The sequence below is a fragment of the Microbaculum marinisediminis genome, from assembly GCF_025397915.1.
Lineage (GTDB): Bacteria > Pseudomonadota > Alphaproteobacteria > Rhizobiales > Tepidamorphaceae > Microbaculum > Microbaculum marinisediminis.
In genome coordinates, this window is sequence record NZ_JALIDZ010000013.1 from 152,135 (window position 1) to 176,406 (window position 24,272).

At 59.8% G+C, this 24,272-nt stretch carries 22 protein-coding genes and 11 pseudogenes; 15 read left to right on the forward strand and 18 right to left on the reverse strand.

Features of this window, described 5'->3' with window-relative positions; translation table 11 throughout:
- Positions 1–46 precede the first annotated feature (46 nt).
- A pseudogene (locus MUB46_RS22605) lies at positions 47–955 on the reverse strand (DUF4238 domain-containing protein); the annotation flags it as partial.
- Positions 956–1,537: 582 nt separating this feature from the next.
- On the opposite strand from MUB46_RS22605, the gene tnpA reads away from it, so the two are divergent.
- From tnpA to MUB46_RS22625, 4 genes are all read left to right on the forward strand, one after another.
- The gene (tnpA, locus tag MUB46_RS22610; protein WP_261618240.1) at positions 1,538–2,056 is read left to right on the forward strand and encodes an IS66 family insertion sequence element accessory protein TnpA; all 519 of its coding nucleotides are present in this window, start codon (positions 1,538–1,540) and stop codon (positions 2,054–2,056) included.
- On the forward strand, positions 2,053–2,406 hold the full coding sequence (tnpB, locus tag MUB46_RS22615; RefSeq protein ID WP_261618241.1) for an IS66 family insertion sequence element accessory protein TnpB: 354 nt from the start codon (positions 2,053–2,055) through the stop codon (positions 2,404–2,406). Before tnpA ends, tnpB begins: the two co-directional genes overlap by 4 nt.
- A gap of 77 nt (positions 2,407–2,483) precedes the next feature.
- The gene (locus MUB46_RS22620; protein ID WP_261618242.1) at positions 2,484–2,747 is read left to right on the forward strand and encodes a transposase; all 264 of its coding nucleotides are present in this window, start codon (positions 2,484–2,486) and stop codon (positions 2,745–2,747) included.
- A 649-nt stretch (positions 2,748–3,396) separates the two neighbouring features.
- The gene (locus MUB46_RS22625; RefSeq protein WP_315902777.1) at positions 3,397–4,575 is read left to right on the forward strand and encodes a class I SAM-dependent methyltransferase; all 1,179 of its coding nucleotides are present in this window, start codon (positions 3,397–3,399) and stop codon (positions 4,573–4,575) included.
- Between the two features lie 153 nt (positions 4,576–4,728).
- Here the strand turns inward: MUB46_RS22625 and MUB46_RS22630 are convergent, their stop codons facing one another.
- The 4 genes and pseudogenes from MUB46_RS22630 to MUB46_RS24475 all read right to left on the reverse strand — a co-directional run.
- Positions 4,729–5,211: a DUF2147 domain-containing protein gene (locus MUB46_RS22630; RefSeq protein ID WP_261618244.1), complete on the reverse strand. Its 483-nt coding sequence runs from the start codon at positions 5,209–5,211 to the stop codon at positions 4,729–4,731.
- An 85-nt stretch (positions 5,212–5,296) separates the two neighbouring features.
- On the reverse strand, positions 5,297–5,677 hold the full coding sequence (locus MUB46_RS22635; protein WP_261618266.1) for a DUF389 domain-containing protein: 381 nt from the start codon (positions 5,675–5,677) through the stop codon (positions 5,297–5,299).
- A 5-nt stretch (positions 5,678–5,682) separates the two neighbouring features.
- The gene (locus MUB46_RS22640; RefSeq protein ID WP_261618267.1) at positions 5,683–6,009 is read right to left on the reverse strand and encodes a DUF389 domain-containing protein; all 327 of its coding nucleotides are present in this window, start codon (positions 6,007–6,009) and stop codon (positions 5,683–5,685) included.
- Between the two features lie 31 nt (positions 6,010–6,040).
- Positions 6,041–6,130, reverse strand: a pseudogene (locus MUB46_RS24475) (hypothetical protein); the annotation flags it as partial.
- Between the two features lie 128 nt (positions 6,131–6,258).
- Here MUB46_RS24475 and MUB46_RS22645 point away from each other — a divergent pair.
- The 5 genes and pseudogenes from MUB46_RS22645 to MUB46_RS22665 all read left to right on the forward strand — a co-directional run.
- Positions 6,259–6,396: pseudogene (locus MUB46_RS22645) on the forward strand (helix-turn-helix domain-containing protein); the annotation flags it as partial.
- A gap of 382 nt (positions 6,397–6,778) precedes the next feature.
- Complete coding sequence (locus MUB46_RS22650; protein ID WP_261618245.1) at positions 6,779–6,937, forward strand: hypothetical protein; 159 nt, start codon at positions 6,779–6,781, stop codon at positions 6,935–6,937.
- 66 nt (positions 6,938–7,003) lie between these two features.
- Entirely contained in the window at positions 7,004–7,252 is a 249-nt protein-coding gene (locus MUB46_RS22655; protein WP_261618246.1) for a hypothetical protein, read from the forward strand.
- Positions 7,253–7,258: 6 nt separating this feature from the next.
- On the forward strand, positions 7,259–7,546 hold the full coding sequence (locus tag MUB46_RS22660; RefSeq protein ID WP_261618247.1) for a hypothetical protein: 288 nt from the start codon (positions 7,259–7,261) through the stop codon (positions 7,544–7,546).
- Between the two features lie 185 nt (positions 7,547–7,731).
- A complete protein-coding gene (locus MUB46_RS22665) occupies positions 7,732–8,214 on the forward strand; it encodes a hypothetical protein (RefSeq protein WP_261618248.1) in 483 nt (160 codons plus the stop codon).
- 377 nt (positions 8,215–8,591) lie between these two features.
- Here MUB46_RS22665 and MUB46_RS22670 read toward each other — a convergent pair.
- The 6 genes and pseudogenes from MUB46_RS22670 to MUB46_RS22695 form a co-directional block, all read right to left on the reverse strand.
- Positions 8,592–8,853 (reverse strand): annotated as a pseudogene (locus MUB46_RS22670) (VIT1/CCC1 transporter family protein); the annotation flags it as partial.
- Positions 8,854–8,874: 21 nt separating this feature from the next.
- A complete protein-coding gene (locus MUB46_RS22675) occupies positions 8,875–9,039 on the reverse strand; it encodes a DUF3309 family protein (RefSeq protein ID WP_261618249.1) in 165 nt (54 codons plus the stop codon).
- A gap of 108 nt (positions 9,040–9,147) precedes the next feature.
- Entirely contained in the window at positions 9,148–9,291 is a 144-nt protein-coding gene (locus MUB46_RS22680; protein ID WP_261618250.1) for a hypothetical protein, read from the reverse strand.
- A gap of 192 nt (positions 9,292–9,483) precedes the next feature.
- Entirely contained in the window at positions 9,484–9,657 is a 174-nt protein-coding gene (locus MUB46_RS22685; RefSeq protein ID WP_261618251.1) for a CsbD family protein, read from the reverse strand.
- 18 nt (positions 9,658–9,675) lie between these two features.
- Positions 9,676–10,434 carry a sensor histidine kinase gene (locus tag MUB46_RS22690; protein ID WP_261618252.1) on the reverse strand — a complete coding sequence of 253 codons (759 nt, stop codon included), beginning with the start codon at positions 10,432–10,434 and terminating at the stop codon, positions 9,676–9,678.
- Positions 10,435–10,820: 386 nt separating this feature from the next.
- Complete coding sequence (locus tag MUB46_RS22695; RefSeq protein ID WP_261618253.1) at positions 10,821–11,687, reverse strand: transglutaminase family protein; 867 nt, start codon at positions 11,685–11,687, stop codon at positions 10,821–10,823.
- A gap of 278 nt (positions 11,688–11,965) precedes the next feature.
- On the opposite strand from MUB46_RS22695, the pseudogene MUB46_RS22700 reads away from it, so the two are divergent.
- A pseudogene (locus MUB46_RS22700) lies at positions 11,966–12,731 on the forward strand (IS5 family transposase).
- On the opposite strand, the gene MUB46_RS22705 reads toward MUB46_RS22700, so the two are convergent.
- Both MUB46_RS22705 and MUB46_RS22710 read right to left on the reverse strand, forming a co-directional pair.
- Positions 12,728–13,324, reverse strand: a complete 597-nt coding sequence (locus MUB46_RS22705; protein WP_261618254.1) for a Spy/CpxP family protein refolding chaperone — start codon at positions 13,322–13,324, stop codon at positions 12,728–12,730. The pseudogene MUB46_RS22700 and the gene MUB46_RS22705 overlap by 4 nt on opposite strands.
- A 190-nt stretch (positions 13,325–13,514) precedes the next feature.
- Positions 13,515–13,724 (reverse strand): annotated as a pseudogene (locus MUB46_RS22710) (helix-turn-helix domain-containing protein); the annotation flags it as partial.
- Between the two features lie 172 nt (positions 13,725–13,896).
- Here MUB46_RS22710 and nhaA point away from each other — a divergent pair.
- A complete protein-coding gene (gene nhaA / locus MUB46_RS22715) occupies positions 13,897–15,219 on the forward strand; it encodes a Na+/H+ antiporter NhaA (protein WP_261618255.1) in 1,323 nt (440 codons plus the stop codon).
- Between the two features lie 47 nt (positions 15,220–15,266).
- Here nhaA and MUB46_RS22720 read toward each other — a convergent pair whose 3' ends face one another.
- Positions 15,267–15,938, reverse strand: coding sequence for a Crp/Fnr family transcriptional regulator (locus MUB46_RS22720; protein ID WP_261618256.1), 672 nt, complete (start codon positions 15,936–15,938; stop codon positions 15,267–15,269).
- A gap of 315 nt (positions 15,939–16,253) precedes the next feature.
- Here MUB46_RS22720 and MUB46_RS22725 point away from each other — a divergent pair, with 315 nt between their 5' ends.
- A complete protein-coding gene (locus tag MUB46_RS22725; RefSeq protein ID WP_261618257.1) occupies positions 16,254–17,276 on the forward strand; it encodes a fatty acid desaturase in 1,023 nt (340 codons plus the stop codon).
- Positions 17,277–17,733: 457 nt separating this feature from the next.
- On the opposite strand, the gene MUB46_RS22730 is transcribed toward MUB46_RS22725, so the two are convergent.
- Together MUB46_RS22730 and MUB46_RS22735 are read right to left on the reverse strand one after the other, a co-directional pair.
- Positions 17,734–17,889: a hypothetical protein gene (locus tag MUB46_RS22730; protein ID WP_261618258.1), complete on the reverse strand. Its 156-nt coding sequence runs from the start codon at positions 17,887–17,889 to the stop codon at positions 17,734–17,736.
- Between the two features lie 329 nt (positions 17,890–18,218).
- Positions 18,219–18,372, reverse strand: a pseudogene (locus MUB46_RS22735) (transposase); the annotation flags it as partial.
- Positions 18,373–18,438: 66 nt separating this feature from the next.
- Here MUB46_RS22735 and MUB46_RS22740 point away from each other — a divergent pair.
- Positions 18,439–19,797, forward strand: a complete 1,359-nt coding sequence (locus tag MUB46_RS22740) for a DUF2254 domain-containing protein (RefSeq protein WP_261618259.1) — start codon at positions 18,439–18,441, stop codon at positions 19,795–19,797.
- Between the two features lie 3 nt (positions 19,798–19,800).
- Here the strand turns inward: MUB46_RS22740 and MUB46_RS22745 are convergent.
- Positions 19,801–20,819, reverse strand: a pseudogene (locus MUB46_RS22745) (IS3 family transposase); the annotation flags it as partial.
- A pseudogene (locus tag MUB46_RS22750) lies at positions 20,818–20,928 on the reverse strand (IS5/IS1182 family transposase); the annotation flags it as partial. The pseudogenes MUB46_RS22750 and MUB46_RS22745, both read right to left, overlap by 2 nt.
- Positions 20,929–20,998: 70 nt before the next feature.
- On the opposite strand from MUB46_RS22750, the pseudogene MUB46_RS22755 reads away from it, so the two are divergent.
- Both MUB46_RS22755 and ppsA read left to right on the forward strand, forming a co-directional pair.
- Positions 20,999–21,511 (forward strand): annotated as a pseudogene (locus MUB46_RS22755) (CNNM domain-containing protein); the annotation flags it as partial.
- Between the two features lie 299 nt (positions 21,512–21,810).
- Positions 21,811–24,234 (forward strand): annotated as a pseudogene (ppsA, locus tag MUB46_RS22760) (phosphoenolpyruvate synthase).
- Positions 24,235–24,272: the final 38 nt, after the last annotated feature.

A 24,272-nucleotide genomic window follows, 5' to 3' on the forward strand; every position in this document is an offset into this window, starting at 1 on the left:
CGGGCGGTATTGGGTCTGGGTAACAAGCCGTAACTCTTGATCCGAGCTACGCCGGTTCCTCGTTGCCGCGATGTAGGAAGACGCGAGACAACTCGACGCCTTCGTCGAGATCGACGGCCGAGTTAGGGCGCGCATCGCGATACTGCCTGGCGAGCTGTCGAACAGCTTCGTCTTCTCGCGGGCCGTACAGCTCTCGGGTGGCGTGGATCGCGCGCAATGTGTTGCAGTGGCGGACGCCGTCCGAAGGCAAATTAATCCTCCGAGGGGCGTTTTCGTCCCAGCTCGCCAATAGGCAGGCTTTTGGCGAAAGCGGAAACGTGACCTGTACGTACGGATTGCCGAGGCTGGGGCCAAAGGGCAGGTCGTTCTTTGGCGAGAGCGTGCAAACCACCGGGTCGTCGCCAGTTATGAAGTAGCTATCGCTGCTCGCCGACATAACCGACCACTGCATGGCGTGGAGTTGCGGCGCCGCTTTCTCTATTTCTACCAGAGCCCGGAGCGTCCAACCCTTGTTGACTGATAAATCGTGCCCTTCTGGGTGAAGCCAAGCGTGGCGGATCTCATCCTTTTCTGCGTCCGATAGGGGACGCATGTCCGCCTCGAATTTCTGCATGTAGGCGTGAAACATGCTGTCGCTTGTCGCGACGAGGCGTTGCTTCTGTTGCTCTCTCGCGAGCTGGGTCTGCGCCCATCGATGTCGGAATCCGTCGGTGCGAACAAACATCAGACCGAGAAAGGAGGCGAAGATTTCCCTGTCTGCCGCTTCAAGGGCCTTGTCGGCAATGAGCTTGTCGAATAGCGGCGCCGCCGGCGTCTCGAAGTGTTTCTCGAATACGTCTTCGAGGGCATCTGACCGAGTTCCGTCCGGCAAAACCATCCGGTACGCGTGCTTCTCCCACCCCTCCTTAAACGGAGTCGAGGCGCGCGCGTCGTCGAGAACCATGTCGTAGACCCAAAGTTCTTCTTCCTCGCTCGGTAATTACGTGGCAAAGCGGCTGAGGTAGAGCCGGGGAGTCTTGTGGTGGCGCTTCTTCTGCTTACGCTTGGCCATAAGTGCGATCCTATTCTATCCTTAGTATAGGAGCTTTGGCGATTCGCAATATCCAGGACGAGGAAAGTATTCGTGTCCGCAATAGATGCGGCGGCCTTATCTATCCCTTGCTCTGAGCCGATTCCGAAAAAGGTGGCTTTAGCGAAATCATTGGAGAATTGGTGTAGCTGGCAGTCTGGCGCGAACCCGTCTCTGCCGACATTTCCCTGTTTACAGGGAAAATACAGGGAAATTGCCTCGATTTAGGCATCGGAGGCGTCTTGTGGCCCGCCATTCTCGGCGCAAAATCAATGCGTTGACAGCGAATTCCCTGCTCCCAGGAACAGGGAATTCTTTGAAGGCGAACAGGGAATTGATCCTGCAGATCAGGGAATTGATCCTGCAGATCAGGGAATTCGGGTAACCGTCCATTTCCTACACACTTGGCGTCATTGGCAGATTTCCGGTTTTCTCGGCTTCGCAGTGTTGAAGCGAGAGGAGATCGGCATGTCACAAGAACCGTGTCGCAGGACGCGCTATGGCGAGGCGTTCTGGCGGGCGCATCACGAGGCCTGGAAGCGTAGCGACCTGAATCAGCGAGAGTATTGCGAGGCGCAAGGCCTGTCGCTGAAGGCGTTCGGCAACTGGCGGGCGAAGTTCAAGGCCGAACCTGAAGCACCAGTGTGCAAGCTGCTCTATCGCCGCGGCGGCATAAGTCACACCTTAAGTCACAGGCAGAGTCACACCTTTGGTCACACCCCAGGTCACGTGACTTATCCCAGTCTGGAGGTACCGCGGGCACCGGTCGTGCCACCGGTGCGTGGCGGGCATCGCCGCCGTTTTACCGACGCGCAGCGCACCCATATCCTTGCCGAGGCAGCCCGACCCGGTGCCAGCGTCTCCGAAGTGGCACGACGCTTTGGCATTGCCCGGCGCGTACTCTGCCGCTGGCGCCAGGAGGAGCAGGTCCGGTTCGTCGATGTCGAGGTCGTCGATGCGCCCGCCGGCGGGGAGGTCGCGTCATGACCCTGCTGCCTGCCGGCACCAAGGTGCATCTGGCCTTCGGCTATACCGACATGAGGAAGGGGATGGATGGGCTGGCCGTGCTCGTCCAGGAGGTGCTGCACCAGGACCCGTTCACCGGCCATCTCTTCGTGTTCCGGGGCCGCAAGGCCAATCTCATCAAGATCGTGTTCTGGGATGGGACCGGGCTGTGTCTGTTCACCAAAAGACTGGAACATGGCGTCTTCGTCTGGCCGGCCAATGTCGAGCCGGGACGGACGCTGTCGCTTACATCGGAGCAGCTCTCGCACCTGCTGGAAGGGATTGATTGGCGCGCGCCGGACCAGCGCTGGCGGCCGGCACTGGCAGGGTGAAGCGGACGATGCGGCGGATTGACTCACGCGTCGTATAGGGTTCGGCGCCTGGCCGGGGATGGGCGTAGAATCGGTCCATGGAGATCGATCTCGCCGCCCTGCCGGATGATATCGAGGTGCTGCATCACCTGATCGGCGATCTGGTTGCAGCACTCGACCATAAGCGGGCCGAGGCGCGCGCCGAGATCGATCGGCTGCGCCACATTGTCAAGCTGCTGCAGCGCAATCGCTTCGGCCGTCGCTCCGAACGCCTCGACGACGACCAGATGCTGCTCGGCCTCGAGGACGTCGATGCCGACATCGCCCGTGCAGAAGCGGCCTGTCCGGCGTCATCGCCATGACTACAACACCGATCGACCGCATTCCTCGATCGGCAACAAGTCGCCGGTCGAGTTCATGAAATCCATCGGGGCCACCTGCCACCCGATGACCTGGAAGAGGCGAGAAGGCCCAAGGCAGCGGTCCAGCGTTCGGGGCAAGTCCAGTGACATTCGCTTGGTACATAAGTTTGGTACAGTTTTTGGTACATCTTTTCTAGTGTTATTTAAAAAAATACAATAATATCAAATGTTTATATATTAGTTCGAAACCCGTCGCATTCCCCATGCCGTGGGGGTTAAGGTGGTAGCGGAGGAGCGCTTCCGCCAATACAGCGCTGGGATGGAATTCATTTGCTGAGGCCATAGCCATAAGGCTTTTACCTCATTTCTTACCCCACCACCAATTTCAACAGAATTCTCTATTTAATCTCAATGCCTTATATCCAGCGCCCAAATTCTCGATAATAACCCGGTTTGGCTAGCACGCCGACAGGCCATTTCCCGAGCCGCGACCCAGCTTCCCTTCGAATGCTTCCGCGGAACCACGAGATTATGGTACTTTGCCCATTGGCGTCAGCTGGACCTGGTTCTTCAAAGCACGGAAGTTCGAGCCTATCAGATGCTATTCACGGCGATACTTAGATCCATTGTCCGGGACGGCAGCCTTTGCGTGATTGATTCCACCGGGCGGCCACACGCGATCGGCGACGGCTCGCCTCCGGCCGCCACGATGCGCCTGACCTCGAAGGCGTGCGAATACACGCTCGCCCTCAATCCGGCTCTGTCAGTCGGCGAAGCCTACATGGATGGCCGGCTGGCGATAGAGGACGGAAGTCTCTACGACTTTCTCGACGTGGTGGCGCGCAACTACGGCGTTTCCGGAACAAACCCCTGGGTGGCCTTGCTCGAACGGTTGGGCCAGGGCGTGAAGCAGGCCAACCCGATCGGCCGGGCGCGCCGGAACGTGGCGCATCACTACGATCTGTCTTCCGATCTTTACAGCATGTTCCTGGATAGCGATCGCCAGTACTCGTGTGCCTATTTCGAGAGCCCGGAAGATACCCTGGAAGCGGCGCAGGAAAACAAGAAGCGGCATATCGCGGCGAAACTGACACTGGATCGGCCCGGCCTGAAGGTGCTCGACATTGGATCGGGCTGGGGCGGCATGGCCCTGTATCTCGCCGAGAAATTTGGCGCCGATGTCACCGGCGTTACGCTGAGCACCGAGCAGCACGAGTACAGCATGCAGAGGGCTGCGGGTTCCCCGGCCGGTTTGCGGGTGCGCTTCGAGCTGCGGGACTACCGCGAAGTCGAGGGTCCGTTCGACCGGATCGTCTCGGTGGGGATGTTCGAGCATGTCGGTAAGAAGAATTACGCCGAGTTCTTCACCCGCGTTCGGGATCTGCTGACCGAAGACGGCGTCGCGCTGATCCATACAATCGGCTATGCCGACGCGCCGGCGCCGATCAATCCCTTCATGCGCAAGTACATCTTCCCCGGCGCGGACCTGCCATCGCTGTCGGAGATCTTCGCCGCGGTGGAGCCGTTGGGCCTCCTTGTCACCGATGTGGAAATCCTGCGGCTACACTACGCCGAGACGCTGCGCCACTGGCGCGAGCGCTTCATGGCTCGGGCCGACGAAGCCGCAGCGCTCTATGACGAGCGTTTCGTGCGAATGTGGGAATTTTATCTGGTGCTCTGCGAAATCGGCTTCCGACGACGCACGATGGTGGTCTTCCAGATGCAGCTTACTCGCCGGATCGATATCCTGCCGACGACACGCGAATATATAGCCCGCGCGGAAGAGAACGCCGTGGCCAGCCTCCAGCGTGAGAACTGGTCAGTTTGAGGGCATTCGGAGTAGTAGTAACTATTCTGTTTGAATTCGTTGAGGCAACCCGGCATTGATACCAGTGCCCTATCCACCTTAGCCATGCCGCCAAACTGTCTCACCAGATGTGTCCACCTCTAAAATCCCTGACGACGGACACCCGAACTACAATCAACGGACGCGCGTCCAAACTTGCGTCTCGCCCAATGCAGATTGGAACACGTAAGCGCGGACGCGCAAAGTACTGTCATCTTGTATCGACATTTGAGCGCCATAGTTGATGCCATCGTCCGGATTGTAGATCTTGCCGTCCGTCCATGTGTTCTCTCCGGTGTGCCTAAGGCCCCGGAGGACGGTAAGTCCCAAAAGGGGCCGAGAGCGGAGCTCCGGATTCTTATTCTTTAAATCGACCAACGGCAGGCCTTGTGCGTCGTTGGGCCATCTGAACCAAACGATTTTCCCGCACAGTCGGTCGCCGCAGGGGAAAATCTGAACTTGGATCCGCTTGTTTGCGTGCAGCCAGACGCCGACCGGCGTATCAATTTGTGCAGCGACCAACTTTGTGCCAAGCGGCGCAATAAGTAGAACAAAAAATAGGCGAATGGACGCATGAATGCCCGTCCATTGTACCCTCACCGCTTCTGCACCGACCATGCTCAAACCACTCGTACCAGCAGGGTCATCCCGACCAGCACTGCCAACAGGACCACCAACAGCGCAATGGCAGTGCGCATGGCTTTCACGGCCGGTCCTTCTCCAACCATCTCGTCGGTTTGATGCCTTGCGCCCAAAAAGTCGTCACACCTGCCAGGTTCACACAAATCAAGTCAACCATAAACAGCGAAAAGGCTCCCTTGGCCAGGATGGGATGTCCGCCGCCGAGCAGCAGACCGGACGTCGCCAACGGCGGCAACAACGCCGCGGCGACCATGACGCCGATTAAAGCCGCTGACACCCCTGTTGTGAACGCCACCGCGCCCGCGCAGCCTGACGCCGGTGCCAGCACAACGTCGCCAAGATCCACCGGCGTGCGCGCTGCCAGTTCGGACATTGTCTGGTCCACGTTCAGCAGCACGCCGACGAGCAGAGAAAACGCCAGAGCCGCCGCAACACCCGCCAACGCCGTCAGGAGAGCCTGCCGAAGCGAAGCAGCGACAGGTCGCCCAACGTAATGCCGAGCGACAATGCCGCGTTCGGTCCGAGTAGCGGCGCAATCACCATGGCCCCGATGATGACCGCCATGCTGTTGTGGTTCAGGCCAATGGCCGCCACCACCGTCGATAGCGCCACCATCGCAAAATAGACTCGATAGACTCGCGTCAGTTGCGCGCCGTTTTTGATATCCTCGTACAAGTCCTCGCGGCCAATCCGCTCCGGTGACTTTTCCTCCGGCGGCGACTGCTCGGAAGGAGCAGCGGCCTCCGTCACGATCGGCCTGCTTGATCCAGCCATGGATCGTCGCGGCGCACGGCTCGAACTCGCGCGCCAGATCCTCAACGCAGCGCCCGGCTCGCGCCAGGGCAACGATCTGCTCCCTGAACTCAGGCGGGTAAGGGTTCCTCGTTCTCGGCATGATGACTCTCTCCTCTCACAACTCGGATCGTGTCTATCAAACCGGGGGAACTCCAACTCCAGTTGTCCATTCGGACAGAAGCGGGGAGACCGGAGCTACCAGACTTCAGCATTCACCGGAGGGTCCGAATAAACATCCGCACGAATGTCCGTCCGACGCCGCTGCGTCGAGAGGAGATGGCGCTGCCGGTCACTGAAGGCTACCTTTCCCAAGCCAAAGCGGCGCGCGCTTACGGCGTGTCGGCCAGGATCGTTGCGCGGCGGGTGTGGAGCGCCACAAAGCTGTTCAAGCGAAAATCGTTGTGCGGGAAGGTGCCCTCTTGAAAACCTGCAATACGAACTCCATATAATAAAAGGTTGGCACCAAATAAAAGCGGAATAGTTACAGTAAAACTTGTCGATTTGGCGTCAATCCGCGTATTAAAACCGCCAGACCGCCTGCATCATACAACTCAAGAATATCCTGCGGGCGAGCACAAATTGCTTTTATTCGATCAAGCGGGTCACCTTTTACTGTCGGATTCGGCCAATGTGCCGTGCCGCAGGCGAGGCGTGTCCTGCCGCCGATGACGCAGCTTCACTGCTGCGCCGAGCCTTTCAGCACAATCCTGTGCTGTGGCTCTACCAGCCTGTCCCCAAGGAGGGAATCATGGCTACCGAAAACACCCCCGTCAAAGCCGCTCAGGACTCCACGAAGTCCGCGCCCGTCAGCCCCGACACGGCAAAGCCGGTCGGCGATCCGAAACCCGCACAGAGCCCCGAGAAGAAGGCCGAGCACGCGGGCAAGAACGCACCGACCAGCAACTAGCCGGACGGCCGCACCGAACGCGGAGGCCGTTTTCGCGGCCTCCGCCGTCGGGCCTTGTCGATCACGATGGATCCCGAGGAGCATCCGAAGTTCGCCGCCGAACCCGCCCGCCCGATCGGCAGGCGCGAATTCGTTCGACATCATCTGCGCGAAGCACGGGCCAAGTGGGAAAGGCTGACCATCTCGGATTACGCTCGAATCGTCACGACCGCCGACCTGATCGCCGCGGCCGGATGCCGTTACAACCTGTCGCCCGACCAAGCGATGCTGGATGTCGACAACTGGCTGAAGGATATCGGGCTGCAAGGCCGGTAAATGCAAATGCACGAACGAGTCCGCCGGACTGCCGTTACATTTTCGCGACCGTTTTTCGTCGAGGGCCTCGACCGCCAGCAATCGGCGGGTACGTATGATGTGGAGACCATCGAAGCGCCGCTGGAAGGGATATCGTTCCTGGCGTATCGCATCGAATCGACCTCCATCCTGCTGCCCGTGCCCAGACGCGGACCCAATTCATTTCAACTCGTTTCGATCGCCGCGGCGGTCGTCCGCGCAGCGCGGTTGCGGACTGAAAAGACCGAGCGCGACAATCGAACACGGGAGGTATGAAGAATGTACTGGTACCGATTTGAGCTGGGTGAGAAGCGCTCGCGCCAATTCTACATCTGCCTGACCGCTGCGGTCATGGCCGGGCTCTGCCTATTGATTGTGCCCGAGATAACAGTCGAAGCCGTGAATAGCCTCCTTGGCTGGCGCCCGTGACCGGGACAGCTATACCGGATCGTCCCATCGAAATGGACGAGCGCCGCGGAGTTGCCGCACAGACGGAGACAGATCTGCGCCTGCGGCTGAGCGTGGTCGCCGCCAGTCTGCTGACTGCTCTATTCATCACTATGCCGGGTACGGCTCAAGCCGACGACATGATGTCATCCTGCGAGGGCGAAATAGCTGCCGTTTGTAGTGGTGTTTCCATGGGACGAGGCCGAATCGCCGCGTGCCTTTATGCGAACGGTGATAACCTGTCTGGCGCCTGCAAAATAGAGGTCCTCAAAGTCAGCAATAGCCGCACCTTCCAGCGATATCTTCCCACTGGCATTCACTCCCTGCAGGGATTGGACCAAGAATCTGATTTGCGTGCAGCCTGCATAGCCGACGCCGACAAGGTATGCACAGGCGTGACGAAAGATAAGGGGCGATTGCTAGCGTGTGTCTACTCCCGGTCGAACCGCGTAAGCGAAGCCTGTTGGGCGGCGGCAAAGCAATCCTCGATTGACTGAACCCGCCTTTCTTAGGTCGATCGACTTGTCGGCCAAAGCTAGCCGCGCCACCTCACCGCCCCCGGACTCGCCCCTTTGCTCTCTTTCGAACGCGATCAGGATGTGGACGGTGACTACAACGGCCCCGCATCGGGGCGGGCTTGGGATGCCACCGCGTGGGTCCGCCCGTCGCGAACTCGATACTGAGCAACCCGGTTGCTAGGTTGCCGGCAAGACGTTCCGATTTGGTTGAGGGGATGTGGCTGTTCGTGAACCTAAATCTGTCGAATGCGGGTTGGCGCGCATCCTTGCCGACGAGGCGTTTCATTGGACAATGGACTCGATCAGAAAATTCGCCTGGCGGCAGGCTAACCAAAATGCAACCTGCGTCGCCGGTCACGCTCACGGGCGAGATCCGCTTGCTCAGTGTCCGATTGCGAACTGACCGACACGTATTCGCCGGCCGCCGTGGACATGGCTCCCGCGACCCGTCTCGCGACACCTGTAATCAAGACATCGTTCCGGTTTGTCGACGCGGCGGCGACCGCGCCGATCAGCTTGTCGTAAAAACAAAGCCGTCGTTGGCTCCGAGCACCGCTGTCCGTATCCACCCGTTACGCGCGACGAAGTGCTTTGTGGGTGTGCGTGAAGGCGGCTCATCTCGACATCCCGGACGTGAGGTCAAAGCCGCCCCGTCAGAAGCAGAACGACGAGGATGATCAGTATGACGCCGATGACGCCGACGCCACCGTGACCGAAGCCGTACCCGTAGCCGCCGAAGCGGCCGCTAAAGCCACCCAGCAGGAAAATAACGAGAATAATGATGAGTATGAGTCCGAGCGACATGATCTATCTCCAGTTTCCGCACTGAGCCAAACTTGCCTCTTTGCACGCGAGCCGATTTCCGAACCGACTTCTGCCGCTGCGGCACGGCGCCGTCAGTGACCTGCAGTACTATTTGGTTTCGATCGAAACGCCTTCCTTGCCCACGTCGATCTGTATGCCGGTGGTACTCTGCTGCTGGTAGAATTGATATCCTAGAACCGAAGCGGCCACGGCAAGCACACCGATGACTAGATAGAGCACATTGCGATTCATGGTTGGATGACCTCTATCAAAAAAAATCCCCGGCCGGTGGGGGCCGGCCGGGGTCCTTGAGCCGGACGTCCGGGGGACGGGGGGAATACGCCCGGCAGGGAAACGGAGGTCCATCGCGTCGACGTCGACGGCACCCCGCCGTTCTCATTGAATTTGCGGTTCATGACGGGAATATACACGCGGCCATGTACCCTATTTGCCTTTGATTGCGTCTTTCAGTCCGCCAACTGCGTTCTGCACCTTGCCTTCGATCTTGTCGGACTTGCCTTCAGCCTCCAGCTTGGCGTCGCCCACGGCCTTGCCGGCTGCTTCCTTGAGCTTGCCTTTGGCTTCCTTCGCCGAACCTATAATGCGGTCCTTGTTCATGACTTCTTCTCCTTCTGTTTAGTGGGTGAGGCAGTCAAAACGACCGGTAATCGAAATCAAGGTTCCGAAACCGTTGGGACCCGTTAATGCCTCTATGCGCGCGTCGAGTTGCCTGACTAGCGCCGCGACGATGCCCGTTCCTAGGCTGATCTCGGCCGGGAACTGATCGATATTGGGCTTGCCGACACCGTTGTCGGAAACGGTTAGCCTCCAGGCGTGCCCATCGACCTGATAGGTCACCGTGATCCTGCCGGTGCCGGCATCGGCCATGAAGGCATGCTTCAGGGCGTTGATGACCAACTCGGTGACAATGAGACCCATGTTCGTCGCGACCGCGGATGAGACCGTGTCGGCGTCGGCCTGGACATCGATCGCGATCCTCTTGGCGTTGCCGACAACCGATGCAGTTAAATTCTCACAAAGCTGGCGCAGATAGGGTGCGAGTTCAGACCTGCCCCCCTCGCGTGAGGTCTGGAGTTGCTGCTGCACAGTTGCCACCGCCAGGATGCGTCGGTGGGCATTCTCCAGATGCAGGCGCGTCTCCTCGGAGTGCACTTTGCGTGCATCCCGAGCCAGAATGCTCGCGATGATCTGCAAGCTATTGCCGACACGGTGATGCACTTCCCGCAGGAGAGTTTCCTTGCGCTGAAGCAGCTCTGCCATTCGCTCGATGCGGTATTGCTGGCTTCGTGGATGGATCTCCGGAACCGACCACTGTCTTTCGATCACAGACGGTGTCGTCCGGAGCGGCTCCCTGAACAGACTCAGTGTTGTCATTTTGGTGCTCCCACAAGTGGCGCCCAAACTCGTTCCCGCCGGGCCCGGCTGGGACAAACGTCCAAGGCGGCTTCCGCCGCTTAACGGCATTTGGATCTGAGGAGGACGAACCCTTCAGTAAAAGCTTATGCCTGTACAGACGTGAGGACTGTGCAGAATTGATCATCGGGCGAATCCAACGGCGGTTCTGCGCTCGATGTGCGGCTGAGGCTGCCTGAACGGGACGCGCGGTGCTAATCCCAAAGATACCGAGTTCAACACACGCATGGGCTGCCAGGGCATCCTCCTCATCGGCAAAACGGGCTACGCCGATAGCACAAGCCTGATACTCAACAAGCCCTAGGTGGTGTTGACAAAGTCCCTGATGAGAATCGGCATTGAGGAAATTATGCCGGCGTGACCGTGACGCACACGTCAAGCGCCTCGAACGCCGCGATATCACCGATGAAGCTGCCCGAAACCGGCATGACCTGGCGTATGTGACGCGCGACGGCGACCGGTATCAGGTTGAAACCACCCACGCTGCGATTGGTGGGGTCGAACATGATCCAGCCGGCGCCGGGTAGGTAGACCTCCGCCCAGGCATGGGTCGAGCCCGAGCCGCCCGAGCCGGTCAGGTTGCGATCCGGGTCGTACATATAGCCGGAGACGATCCGGGCGCCGAAGCCCAGCGCGCGCACCGCATCGACGAACAGCACCGCGAAATCGCGACATGAGCCCTTGCCGCGCGCCAGCGTCTGGACGGCTGACTGCGCGGATTCGTCTTCGCGCTCTTCGTAAACGATCTGCGCGGCGACGCCCTGGCTGATGTCTTTCAGCAGCGATAGCGTGTCCGTGCCCTCGTGGGCGACGAAACCCCGCGCCCATTCGCGCAACTCTCCGGTGGGGTCGAGATAGGCTTGCAGGCGCAGACCGCCCAGATCGGTCATCTCGTCTTCGCTCAGCAGGAAAGGATAGGTCGACGCCGAGGCGGAAATGTCGAAAACCGGCCATTTCTCGACATCGAGCGTCAGTGTGGCGACGCTGTCGATGATGAGCGCGTCGGCGGGCTCAAGGAAGGTCGCCGTCGCCACGCTGTTGCCCGTCACGTCATGCGCCCAGCTGACGGCCGCGGCGGGAGAGACCTCCAGCTCATACTTGTGAAGGCGCAGCGTGCGGCTCTCCTTCGGACGCAGCATCAGCCGGTGGGGACCGAACGCCGTCGGCTGCCGGTAGCGGTAGGTCGTGCGGTGACGCACGATGAGGCGGGTCAATGGGTTGATCCGGCGAGGGCTGCATCTCCGGCGGGCAAGGCGGCGATACGGCGACGCGAAAGGCCCGGGCTCGGATACGCCGCGTATTCGTAAGCCATGTCAGCCTCCACATACATGTATGGATCGATCATGACCCAATGCGGCGTCTCGTTCCAGCATTGGGCGGCGCATTTGAAGGGCATCGCATTTTTGGAGTCCTATCGACGAAGCTGATTCCCAACGCGGTCGAAGCGTGATTCAAGACTGGCTTTTGGGAGGCGGTCTTGGTTCGCGGGCTGATGACGGACGAGGAATGGGGGTACTTGAACCCTTCGTGGTGGCGACCGGTGGCAAGAGAGGCCGGCCGCCTTCAGATCATCGCCGGGTGCTGGACGGTATCTTCTGGATCGCACGCACCGGTGCGCCATGGCGTGACTTTCGCGACTATTTTGGTCCATGGACGCGGGTCTACCGCCAGTTCCGCCGCTGGACACTCGCCGGCGTCTGGGAGCTGATGCTCGAGGCGCTAGCCGAGAGCGGGGCGGTACCCGACAGCCTGCCGATGGTCGATTCCACCATCGTTCGCGCGCACCATCAAGCTGCGGGCGATAAAGGGGGACTCAAAAGCAGGGTTTTGAGCGCTCAAAAGGTGGCTTCACGACCAAGATACACCTTCGCACCAACGCCGAAGGCCTGCCCATAGCCGCGGAGATCACCGGCGGAGAAGTCTCCGACTACAAGGGCTATGACGTCTTAATGAACGCCCATGGGCCGGCTCCGCGCGTTCTCCTCGCCGACAAGGGCTATGACAGCGACCATATCCGCACATCGCTTGAAGCTGCTGGCGCGGTGCCAATGATACCGGCCCGCAGAAACCGCAACAATCCTGTCCAGATCGACGACTTCGTCTATGCGCTGAGAAACCGTATCGAGCGGTGCTTCAACAAGCTGCGCTGCTTACGCCGCCTCGCGACCCGCTACGACAAGACCGCCGAAATCTATCTCGGCTTCATCCATCTCGCCTCGATCCGGCTCTGGTTCCGGCACTTCGTCAACACCACCTAGTTATCCTGCTGGCCAAAACCGCGCGGCCGGCCCACGCCCATTCCTATTGTCGGCAGCACGATCTCGTCGGCGATTTCTTTCTGCTCGTCGGTCAAGACCGCGAAGAGCTTGTCGGCCGAAGAATGAACTGCACGCACTTGTTCGAGGCGAGCTTCCAGATGCGTTTCCTGCAGGGCCAGCCGATCGGGCAATGACTCCCTCAGGAATTCGCCGGAGGAATACTCCTCCATCATCGAGCGCATCGTGTCATTGTGCCTCTCGGCGGTGCTGCGTATGGTCGCGGAGAATTCATCCCAAGCTGATTCTTGGTCGTCGGTAATTTTCAGTTCGGTCTTGAGGTAAGCGAGCCGGCCGTCGACGCGCTCGAGCATCATGTCGACGCCAAGGCCCATCATAGGTCCACTCATGCCAACCGTTCCATGACGACCCATCATCGGGCCCTCAGCCCATTCGCCTATTGGCGGCCCGCCCCCCATCATCCGGCCCATGCGATCCCACCAGCTGCTCTCGCCGGCAGCCAATGACGTGGGAGACGCTATCGCCAATGCGAGCATTCCGGCCGCAACTGCCGGCATCCACTTGAAATTGGGCATGGTGAATTCCTTTCAAGGTCGCCATCGAACGAAGAAATTGCGTTTGCCGGCCCGATGTGGCGGCGATCGAGGGGCTATGGCCGATTTGCAAGAATCCGGGGTTCTATCGAACGATCCGGATTGATTAACTTACGCCCTGCAGCGAGGCGATGGCTGTACAGAATTGATCATCGGACGAAACGACAGGGCTTCAGCGCTCTATGTACGGCTGATCGTGCAGGACTGCATTCAGCAACGAGGGGTGGACCTCGATTCCGCCGTTGTAGGAAATAAAGCCGAGCTTGCGGAACCTGTTCATGAAAAAGCTGACGCGGGCGCGTGTCGTGCCGATCATCTGGGCGAGGGTCTCCTGGCTGATCTTCGCGATCACTGGCTCCGGATCGCTGTCCTTGCCGAAATTCGGCCGACGCCCGCAGCCATCCGCTTCCCATGGCCCCGATTTCTAAGTCTTGGTCGGGGCCTGTAAGATGGGGACGTCCAAGCAGACTTTGTCACGATACGCCTGCCGATAACGAGCCCACATAATGAGCTCCCACCAGCATACGGGATGAGGAAGGGGATTTGTCCGCACCATGCCTGAAGACAGCCAGGGCCTCCCCCGTGAAATCGCCGACCGCTTTTCCAAGCCATTCGGACGCTTCCTGAGGATTGAAGCTGCCTCCGGCATCCTGCTGCTCGTCGCTGCCCTTGCTGCGTTGGGCCTGGCGAACTCTTCATGGTCAAGCTCTTTCCTGGCGTTTTGGGAAATACCGATCGGCCTTCATTTCGGGCCGTTGGATTTCACACGCTCACTGCAGCACTGGATCAATGACGGCTTGATGACCTTCTTCTTCTTCGTCGTCGCACTGGAGCTAAAAAGGGAGCTCGTGCTCGGCGAGCTGCGAAATCTGCGGACCGCCGCGCTGCCGTTCGCCGGAGCGCTCGGTGGCATGGTGGTTCCGGTCGCTCTCTATCTTGTGCTCATGGTCGGACAGACCGGCGTGCACGGCTGGGGCACGGTGATGGCCACAGACACGGCTTTTGTCATCGGATGCCTGGCGCTTTTCGGTTCCCGCATTCCACCAAGCCTGCGCCTTTTCCTGCTGTCCTTGGCGATCTTCGATGACGTGGGAGCGATCCTGGTCGTGGCCGTCGGCTACGGCGAGGCGTTGAACTGGCTTGCGCTCGCGCTCGGGACACTGGTCGTTGCCGCAGTTGCGGGGCTGGCTCGTCTGGGTATTCGGAGTGTTCCCGTCTATTTTTTCTTCGGTGCGGCGGTCTGGTTGTGCTTCGACGCCTCAGGCATTCACGCCACGGTGGCTGGTGTCGTGCTCGGCTTGATGACGCCGACGCGGATCTGGGTCAGCGACGAACGCCTGCGCAGTATTCTCGGGCGCGTATTGGCGCAACCGACGCAAGAAGAGGTAGAGGGGCATGGCCCGGACCGAAGCGATCTTCGCCGAGCCGGAAGAGCGGTGACTGAATCGCTTTCCCCTGTGGAGCGGCTGGAATTGATGCTCCATCCTTGGGCGGGATTCGTGATCATGCCGATCTTCGCACTGGCCAATGCCGGCGTGGCAATTTCCGGTGCCGACATCGGACAGCAGGTCTCCGTGGCCATCTTTGCAGGTCTGGTGCTCGGCAAGCCGATCGGCGTTTTGGCATTCAGTTGGCTCGCTATGCGCCTTGGCCTTGCCATTCGGGCAACCAGCCTGAGTTGGTCGTTCCTGGCCGCCGGTGCTTTCCTGACCGGAATCGGCTTTACCATGTCGCTGTTCATCGCGGGCCTGGCCTACTCTCCCGGCACGCTCGACGCGGCCAAGCTCGGTATCCTGGGTGGATCCACGATTTCCGCTGTCATCGGCCTCGCGATTCTGGTCGTATTGACCTCCAGAGGGCGGATTGCGCTCCGGTGAGCCTGCGGTCCCGCCATCATCCAGCACGCGGTTTTCCGCCGGGCGGGTCAACGTTCGATGTGCGGCTTATCGTGCAAGACCACATTCAGCAGCGAACTGTGCACCTCAATCCCGCCGTTGTAGGAAATGAAGCCCAGTCTTCGGAATTTGTTCATGAAGAAGCTCACCCGAGCCCGCGTCGTTCCGACCATCTGGGCCAAGGCCTCCTGGCTGATCTTCGCGATCATCGGCTGCGGTTTGCCCTCCTGGCCGAAATTCGCCAGAAGCAGCAGTGTTCGGGCGAGACGCTTCTCGCTTGAATTGAAGAGCTGATCAACAAGGTCGGCTTCGGTGCGTACGGCGCGACTGAGCAGATGGACAATGAACAACTCGGAGAATTCCGGATCCTCATGGATCAGACTGACAAGGGCTTCCTTCTTGAGCCTTACAATGAGTGAATCTGTCTCAGCCGTTGCCGTTGAAATGCGCTGAGGCTGTCCTGCAAGACACCCTTCGCCGAAGAATTCGTTTTCGCCGAGCATCGCCACGATGGCTTCCTTGCCCTGCTCGGAAAGCACGCTGATCCTCACTCTTCCCCGTTGAACGAAGAAAGCGGCGTCAGCAGCTTCCCCTTGCGAGAACACGATCTGATCCTTTCGGAACTCGGCGGTGCTGCGGCCGCCATCGAGCTTCGAGAGCAAGGCGTTTGCATCGAACTTCAATTGAGATTTGGTCGTCATAAGGCGCTCCCTTCAGGCAACCTCTGCGAATTCAAATAGCGGCACGGAGGCGGCCGTTTGAGACCGTTCGGGCGCCGAGTGTCGTCCGGCCCCGCGATGTCCGAACGAGAGGCTCCGGGCGTGCCCGCTGGGAGCCTCAACCCATACCCGCCGGAGGGGGTGTCCAATATCGTACAGACGGTTCTGCGACATCTTGTTAGATTTACTGGCCATTGGTCGGCTTTTCCAGCGTGCCGAACGTCGCAGAATCTGGGGCCCGGCGACCTTGCCGGTCTTCATCATTTGACCGCCGCATCTAATCAGGAAAAATCATGCATGCATGAACAATCTGAAGCGAAGCCAGATGCCCGTCGTTTGATGGGGGACCTTGCCGCATATCGCGACGCGGACAGGGCGCGCAGTTTGTTCGAATTGGGAATCACAGCGGTGCCGTTCGTGCTGCTCTGGGTCCTGATGTGGGCAGCGTTGGACGCCGGCTATTGGTTAGGACTGCTCCTCGCTCTGCCGGCTGCGGGCTTCCTGGTCCGCCTCTTCATGATTCAGCACGATTGCGGCCACGGATCCTTCTTCCGCCGGCGGTCCACCAATGACTGGGTCGGACGCGCTATCGGCGTCCTGACACTGACGCCTTATGATTCCTGGCGGCATTCCCATGCCCAGCATCATGCGAGCTCCGGCAATCTCGATCGCCGCGATATCGGCAGCATCAACACGCTGACCGTGGCACAGTTTCGGGCGCGGACACGATTGCGCCAACTCCTCTACCGCCTCTACCGCCATCCGATCGTGATGTTCGGCGTGGGACCGGCCTATCTGTTCATCTTGCGCCATCGGCTCCCGACGGACCTCATGCGCAGTGACTGGCAGTCTTGGGTGAGCGCAATGATGACGAACCTGGCGATCGCGTTCCTATTCGCTGCGGTTATCTGGCTTATCGGCGTGGTGCCGTTCCTGCTCGTGCAACTGCCGATAACGCTTCTCGCAGCTTCTCTCGGCGTCTGGCTGTTCTACATTCAACACCAGTTTGAAGACACGCTCTGGGAGCACGATCCGGACTGGAACTTCCACGACGCGGCGCTGCACGGCAGCTCGCACTATGACTTGCCGCCCGTGCTGCGGTGGTTCACCGCCAACATCGGGGTGCATCACGTGCACCACCTATCAAGCCGGATTCCGTACTACCGCCTGCCCGAAGTGCTGCGAGACCGGCCGGAGCTCCGGCATATCGGCCGGCTTACTTTGCTCCAAAGCCTGAAGGGTATCCGGCTCGCGCTCTGGGACGAAAACGAGCGGCGACTGGTCTCTTTCGCAGAGGCCCGCACCGCGACTGTTCGATGACTGAAGAAGGGAGCCGACGGCGTCTAGCCAAGTTCTCGCCGAAACGGCGGCGAACCATCGTCGTGGGCCTATGCGTCGATTTGAACGCGCAGGCCACCGTTGCGCTGGGGCGCCGGCTTGGAACGACCAATCAGGGCCAATTGCGAACTCGACGGCCTCATCGGACAGGTCCGCATCCTAGGTCGTGGTGAGGATTTAGGGTTTTCACCTGAGGAGCAAGTGAATTGCTCCGAGGGTGACGAATCCCATGAAGTTGGCGAGCAGCTTGTCATAGCGCGTTGCGATACGGCGGAAGTGTTTGAGCCTATTGAAGAAACGCTGGGTCTGGTTGCGCTCCTTGTAGAGGTTCTAATCACAGGGATGCGGTCTGCGACGTTTGTGGCGTGGCGGGATGACAGGGACGGCGCCGGCGTCGAGGATAGTGTCGTGAAAGTGCTCGGCATCCCCCGGGTCCGCTTTAGGCGGCCCGAGGGCAGGCTCCTGCCCGGTCGGCGATGACGGCACCGCAGGCAAGCCCCTCGATCAGTGCCGCGCCGAACAGCACCTCGCCACGATGGCCAGGGCTGGCAATCAGGCTGACGGGATTGCCGAGGCCGTCGGTGGCTGCGTGCACCTTGGTGCCTAAGCCGCCTTTTGAGCGGCCAAGACCCTGGGCATCAGGCCCCCTTTTTGCCGCCGCGCGCCACTGGCGTGCTGGTGGGCGCAGACGACAGTGGCATCGACGCACAGCCACTCGAAATCGCCGTCATGGCTCAACGCCTTGAAAAGACTCCTATACACGCCACGCGCCACCCGATCATAGATACCCCCGGCTAAAGCCGGGGTTCTTTTCCGGTACGGCCCTTCGGGCCGACCGGCTGTTCCTTGCGGCGTTCCTTGCTTCAGTCGCAGCCGGATTGCTCATTCATCCACAGCTAAAGCCGTGGTATTCTGTCCTACGGACCGCATAATAGCGCCGCTTCACTGTCCGGTAATCGCCGAACCGCTCCGGCAGGTCGCGCCACGGGGCGCCTGACCGGGCCATCCACAACAGCGCATCCATGAACAGGCGGTTGTTCATGCGCGGCCCACGCTTGCCCTTGCAGCCGCCCCGCAGCAACGGCGCGAGACGCGCCCATTGCGCATCGGTGAGGCAATCCGGATTTCATTGAGGGAGCCTCTTATGCCTACGTTCCTCTCAGCCACGCGGCTTTCAAGCTTGTGGGACCGCCTGCACGCCAGTTTCTGGTTCTTGCCAGCCGCGATGTCGGGGATTGCGGTCGCGCTGTCGTTCGTGCTGGTGCAGGTCGATGCCTGGCTCAGCGTCGACGTGGTTCCGGAATTCAACTTGCTCTACACTTTCGGACCTGAGGGTGCGCGGGCGATTCTGTCGGTCATCGCGAGTTCGATGATCACGGTGGCAAGCCTCATCTTTTCCATCACTATGCTCACCTTACAGCTTGCCTCCTCCCAGTTCGGCCCCCGGGTCCTCCGCAATTTCATGCGCGATCGCAGCAATCAGATCGTGCTCGGCACATTTATCGCTACCTTCCTCTATTGTCTGCTCGTGCTGCGCACGGTTCGGGGCATGGAGAATTTCAGCTTCGTACCGCATCTATCCGTCGCATTTGGTGTGATTCTTGCGATCGCGAGCGTCGCGGTTCTGATCTATTTCATCCATCATATCGCCACTTCAATTCGAATCGAGACGCTGCTGGCCAATCTTGCGGCCGAAACGCGATCCGCCGTCGATCGGCTCTATCCGGAGCGGATGGGCCAAGATCCGTCGCAAGATAAGGGCGCGACGGCCGAGCATACAATCCCGAGCGACTTCGAAGGGGGCGCCCGACAAATTCACGCGGATGGGAGCGGCTACGTGCAGCGTATCGGCGTGGAGGCGCTGATGCGGATTGCCAGTGAGCATGATCTTGTCGTGAGAATCGAGGCGCGCCCCGGTCGTTTCGTGAGCAAAGGTGATGCCATGCTCACGGCTTACCCGCGCGACCGCGTATCGGACGAGATCGCCAATGACCTTGGGGGCGCGCTTGTCGTGGGCCTGGATCGCACGCCCGAGCAGGATCTCGAATTCTCAATCCGACGCATCGTTGAGCTAGCGCAACGGTCCTTGTCGTCCGGCATCAACGACCCGACCACGGCGCTCTACTGCATAGATCGACTCGGCGAGGTATTCGGTCGATTGGCCGACCGTGAGATCCCGTCTCCAATGCGTTTCGACGAGAAGCGGCAGCTGCGTGTCGTGACCGAGATCAATACCCTGGGCGACTTGGCCTGTGACGCATTCGCGGCCATTGCGCGGCATGGAATCACCGAAGTGGACGTGATCGCGCGGCTTCTCCGCGCCATGGACAATTTGAGCCGGTCAGCGCCACGCGAGGCACGCGAGGCCATCATGGGGCTCTGCGAGGCAATCCGTCGGGAAAGTGAGAAACAGGTGTCTCTCGCCTTCGACCGCAAAGTGGTTCAAGCTTTGCCCGAAAGCCGCGGGGCTTGTGAGCAGCCCGATCTGACTGGTCCAGTTTGATTGTTAGTGCATGACCGGCCTGGTTGCTACCGGGATGAGGGTTTCCGGGGCCGGCGGTCGGTAGCCAAGGGCGCTGTGCGGTCGCTTGGTATTGTAATGCCGGCGCCAGCTTTCGATGATGATCTGGGCCTCCTGGTGCGAATAAAAGATCTCGCCGTCGAGCAGTTCATCCCGGAGCCTGGCGTTGAAGCTCTCACAATAACCGTTTTCCCAGGGTGATCCGGGTTCGATGTAGGCGGTCTTCGTACCGACCGCTGCGATCCAGTCCCGGACGGCCTGAGCGACGAACTCCGGGCCGTTGTCGGAACTGATGCAGGCCGGTGGCCCGCGGACGATGAAGAGGTCGGTGAGCGCGTCTATGACATCGGTCGAGTTCAACTTCCGCCGGACCCGGATCGTCAGGCATTCCCGGCTGAACTCGTCGAGGATGTTCAGGGTGCGGAAGGCCTTGCCGTCATCGGTCCGACAGTGAACGAAGTCGTAGCTCCAGACATGGTTGCGATATTGGGGCTGCAGCCGGACACAGGACCTCTCGTTCAGCCAGAGCCTCCCCTTCTTCGATTGTTTCATCGGCACCTTCAGCCCCTCGCGTCGCCACAGCCGCTCGACGCGCCCGTCGCTGATCTGCCAGCCAGCGTCTCTTAGCAAGGCCGCAATCCGACGATAGCCGTAGCGTCCATATTGCCGGGCCAGTTCGATCATGTCGGCCACCAGTCGTTCCTCGTCGGCACGCCCCTTCGGACGGTGCCGTTGCGTGGATCGGTGCTGGCCGAGAACCTGACAGGCCCGCCGCTCCGACACCGCTAGTCGAGTGCGGACATGGTCGATGCAGGTACGCCGACGCGAGGGGCTCAGTAGTTTCCCCGTGCAGCCTCGGTCAGGATCAGCTTGTCCAGCGTCAGATCAGACACTGCCTTGCGCAGACGCTCGTTCTCTTTTTGAAGCCGTTTGAGTTCCCGAAGTTGGTCGGTTCCCATACCGCCATATTGCTTTCGCCACCGGTAGAACGTCTGCTCGGTTACCCGAGATAACCCGTCGATCATCAACGCGCGGCTTGCCGGGCTTGCCATGCGGCAGATGCGGCTCAATTGCAGCCCAGGCCGCGTCGGAAAGCCAGAACAATGACGCCATGCCGATCCTCCATCCTAGAAACCCGAATCAGGCACAGAGAATCAAGCAAAATCAGATATTTGTATAGGTTCTCAACCTAGCGTCCGATCCCGGTAAATTTCTGTCCACAGTCCAGATCGGTATAACGCTCGTCGGAGTGCTGTCGGGAGCCATTTCGGGTGCAACTCTCGGCATGCGTCTCGGTGAATGGTTGCGGTTCCAGGGCATCCCTGCAGGAATCTCGGAAATCACGGGAGTGGGGTCCGTCGTTGCCCCCCTAACTTACGCATCACTGATCATCGGCGAACTTGTCCCAAAGCAGATTGCACTGCGCAATCCGGAGAAGATTGCCTCAACTGTTGCGCCCGCCATGACAATGCTGGCGACGGTCACTTACCCGATCGTTGTTGTTCTGGATTATTCCGGGCGCATTTTGCTCCGCACCCTGGGCCATTGAGCTCAAGACGAAGAGCGCGTGTCCGACGAGGAAATACGGGCACTGATCGCTGAGGCGGAGACAGCAGGCATTCTGGAGCCTGCGGAGCGCGCGATGCTCGGCGGCGTAATGCGCCTCGGCGATCGCTCGATCAGGGCCATCATGACCCGTCATCGATAGCCGTCTGCCATGGGATATGTCTCATTGACCCATGTCATGACCGAATACCCGGCGCCGCTATATGTTTCTTTAGTATTGGTCACATGCCCCGGTCAGCAGGTTTGGCAAAGAAGCACGCCGGTTGAAGTGTGGGCGAATATGTGTGGAGAGCATGGACTCCTCCATCACAAAAGTGTGGGGCGGTCGTGAGATGCCGGGAAAGATCGTCAGCACGACGCCACAAATCGCGTCATGCGAGGCGATCGACTTCGCCTCCTCGGGGGTGCCCCCGATCGATGGAGATAGGGATGAAGGGACTGCCAGTATTCGTGGTTTGGTTCGACGACCCGGATTGCGCGACCACATCACTCGTCGGGGGCAAGAATAGCTCGCTCAGCGAATTGGTGCGGCATCTGGCAGACCATGGTATTCGAGTGCCACCTGGTTTCGCGACGACGGCGGATGCCTATTGGCGGTTCGTCGAGGCGAACAATCTCGAGCAGACGATCTCCGGAGCGCTGGACGAACTGGCCTCGGGAAAGGCGACATTAGCGGAAACCGGATCCCGGATCCGCCGAGGGTTTCTACGCGCCGAGTGGCCACAGGAAATCGCCTCGGAAATAAGCGCCGCCTATCGAGAACTTGGTGGACGAGTGAACCGGGCTGACATCGATGTTGCCGTGCGATCAAGCGCGACGGCCGAAGATCTGCCCGAAGCAAGCTTCGCAGGACAGCAAGAAAGTTATCTCAACGTCCGTGGGGAGGACATGCTGCTCGACGCATGCCGTCGCTGCCTCGCTTCTCTGTTTACCGACCGTGCGATCATCTATCGCCAGGCAAAGGGATTCGATCACCTGAAGATTGCGCTGTCGATCGGCATCCAAGCGATGGTGCGCGCCGATCGCGGCAGCGCCGGCGTAATGTTCTCGATCGACACTGAGACGGGCTTCGACAAAGTCGTGCTGATCGATGCTGCCTGGGGCCTTGGCGAAACCGTTGTTCAGGGCACGGTCAATCCTGACGAATACCAAGTGTTCAAGCCACTGCTTGCTGATCCCCGAGTCAGTCCGATTCTCGAAAAGAAGCTGGGAAGCAAGGTTCGCAAGTTAATCTATGCGGAGGAAGGAGGGCAGCCGACCCGCACGGTGCCCACCTCCAAGGCCGAGCGTGCCGCCTATGTGCTGGACAACGACGAGATCATAGCGCTCGCGCGGTGGGCTTGTATCATTGAAAGTCACTACGGATCGCCGATGGATATCGAATGGGCGAGGGACGGTGACAGTGGAGAGTTGTTCATCCTGCAAGCTCGGCCCGAGACCGTTCAGGCCCAAAAACAGACAGCGGTAGCCGTTTCTTACAGTATCAAATCGAAGGGCAGAAAGCTCGTTTCCGGGCTTAGCATTGGGGAAGCGGTGGTCACGGGGAGGGTCTGCCTCATCGAAGATTCTCGCGACATCGACCGCTTCAAAGCTGGTGCCATTCTGGTGACGAGATCAACGGACCCCGATTGGGTCCCAATCATGAAGCAGGCTGCAGCGATCGTCACGGATCAGGGCGGCCGCACCTCCCACGCAGCAATCGTCAGCCGCGAACTAGGACTACCCGCGATCGTTGGCGCAGGCGATGCGACGAGCTTGCTGCACGACGAGCAAGATGTGACGGTGTCCTGTGCCGAGGGCGATGAAGGCTTTGTCTACGAGGGCATCGCCGACTACGAGGCCGAGACTGTCGACGTATCGGACGTTCCCGAGACCCGCACAAAAGTGATGCTCAATCTCGCAAATCCCGCGGCAGCCTTTCGTTGGTGGCGTCTGCCCGTGGATGGGGTGGGACTGGCGCGCATGGAGTTTGTGATAGCAAACCACATCAAGGTCCACCCAATGGCGTTGGTCCGCTATGATTTACTGCAAGACGTCGACGCGAAGCGAACGATCGACAAGTTAACAGCTAACTATTCTGACAGGACGGAGTACTTTGTCGATCGGTTGACGTACGGTCTAGCGCGCATTGCGGCGGTATACCATCCCGGGCCGGTGATCGTGCGGATGAGCGATTTCAAGACGAACGAATATGCCAATCTCATCGGAGGGTCCGTGTTCGAGCCCGATGAGGAAAACCCGATGATTGGGTTCCGCGGAGCGTCGCGGTAATATTCGCCCCGCTATTGTGAAGGTTTTGCGTTGGAGTGTCGAGCGATCTCCAGATTGCGCAAAGAAGTGGGCTTGACCAACGTGATTGTCATGATCCCATTCTGCCGCAGTGTTACCGAAGCTGACCGGGTACTCGCAGTCATGGCGCAAAACGGTCTTCGACGCGGCGAGGATGGGCTTGAAATCTATGTAATGTGCGAGATCCCGTCCAATGCCATTTTGGCCAGCGCTTTCGCCAGTCGTTTCGACGGCTTCTCGATAGGTAGCAATGACCTGACCCAGCTCACACTTGGGGTCGATCGCGATTCCGGAGACCTCGCCGAGCTCTTCGACGAGCAGGACGACGCCGTCAAATGGATGATCGAAAGGGTCATAAAGGCCGCTCAGGGTTCCCGGACAAAGGTCGGCCTTTGCGGACAGGCGCCGAGCGATCACCCCGAGTTCGCGGAGTTTTTGGTGGCCTGTGGCATCGACTCGATATCAGTAAGTCCCGACAGTTTCATCGCGGTCAAGCGCAAGGTGGCCAAGGCCGAGGCGCATGCTTCGACCTCTAAAGGGAGGCAAGTCGATGCAAGCAGGTGACGTTATGACGGTCGGCGCGGCTACGGTTCGCGTCGACG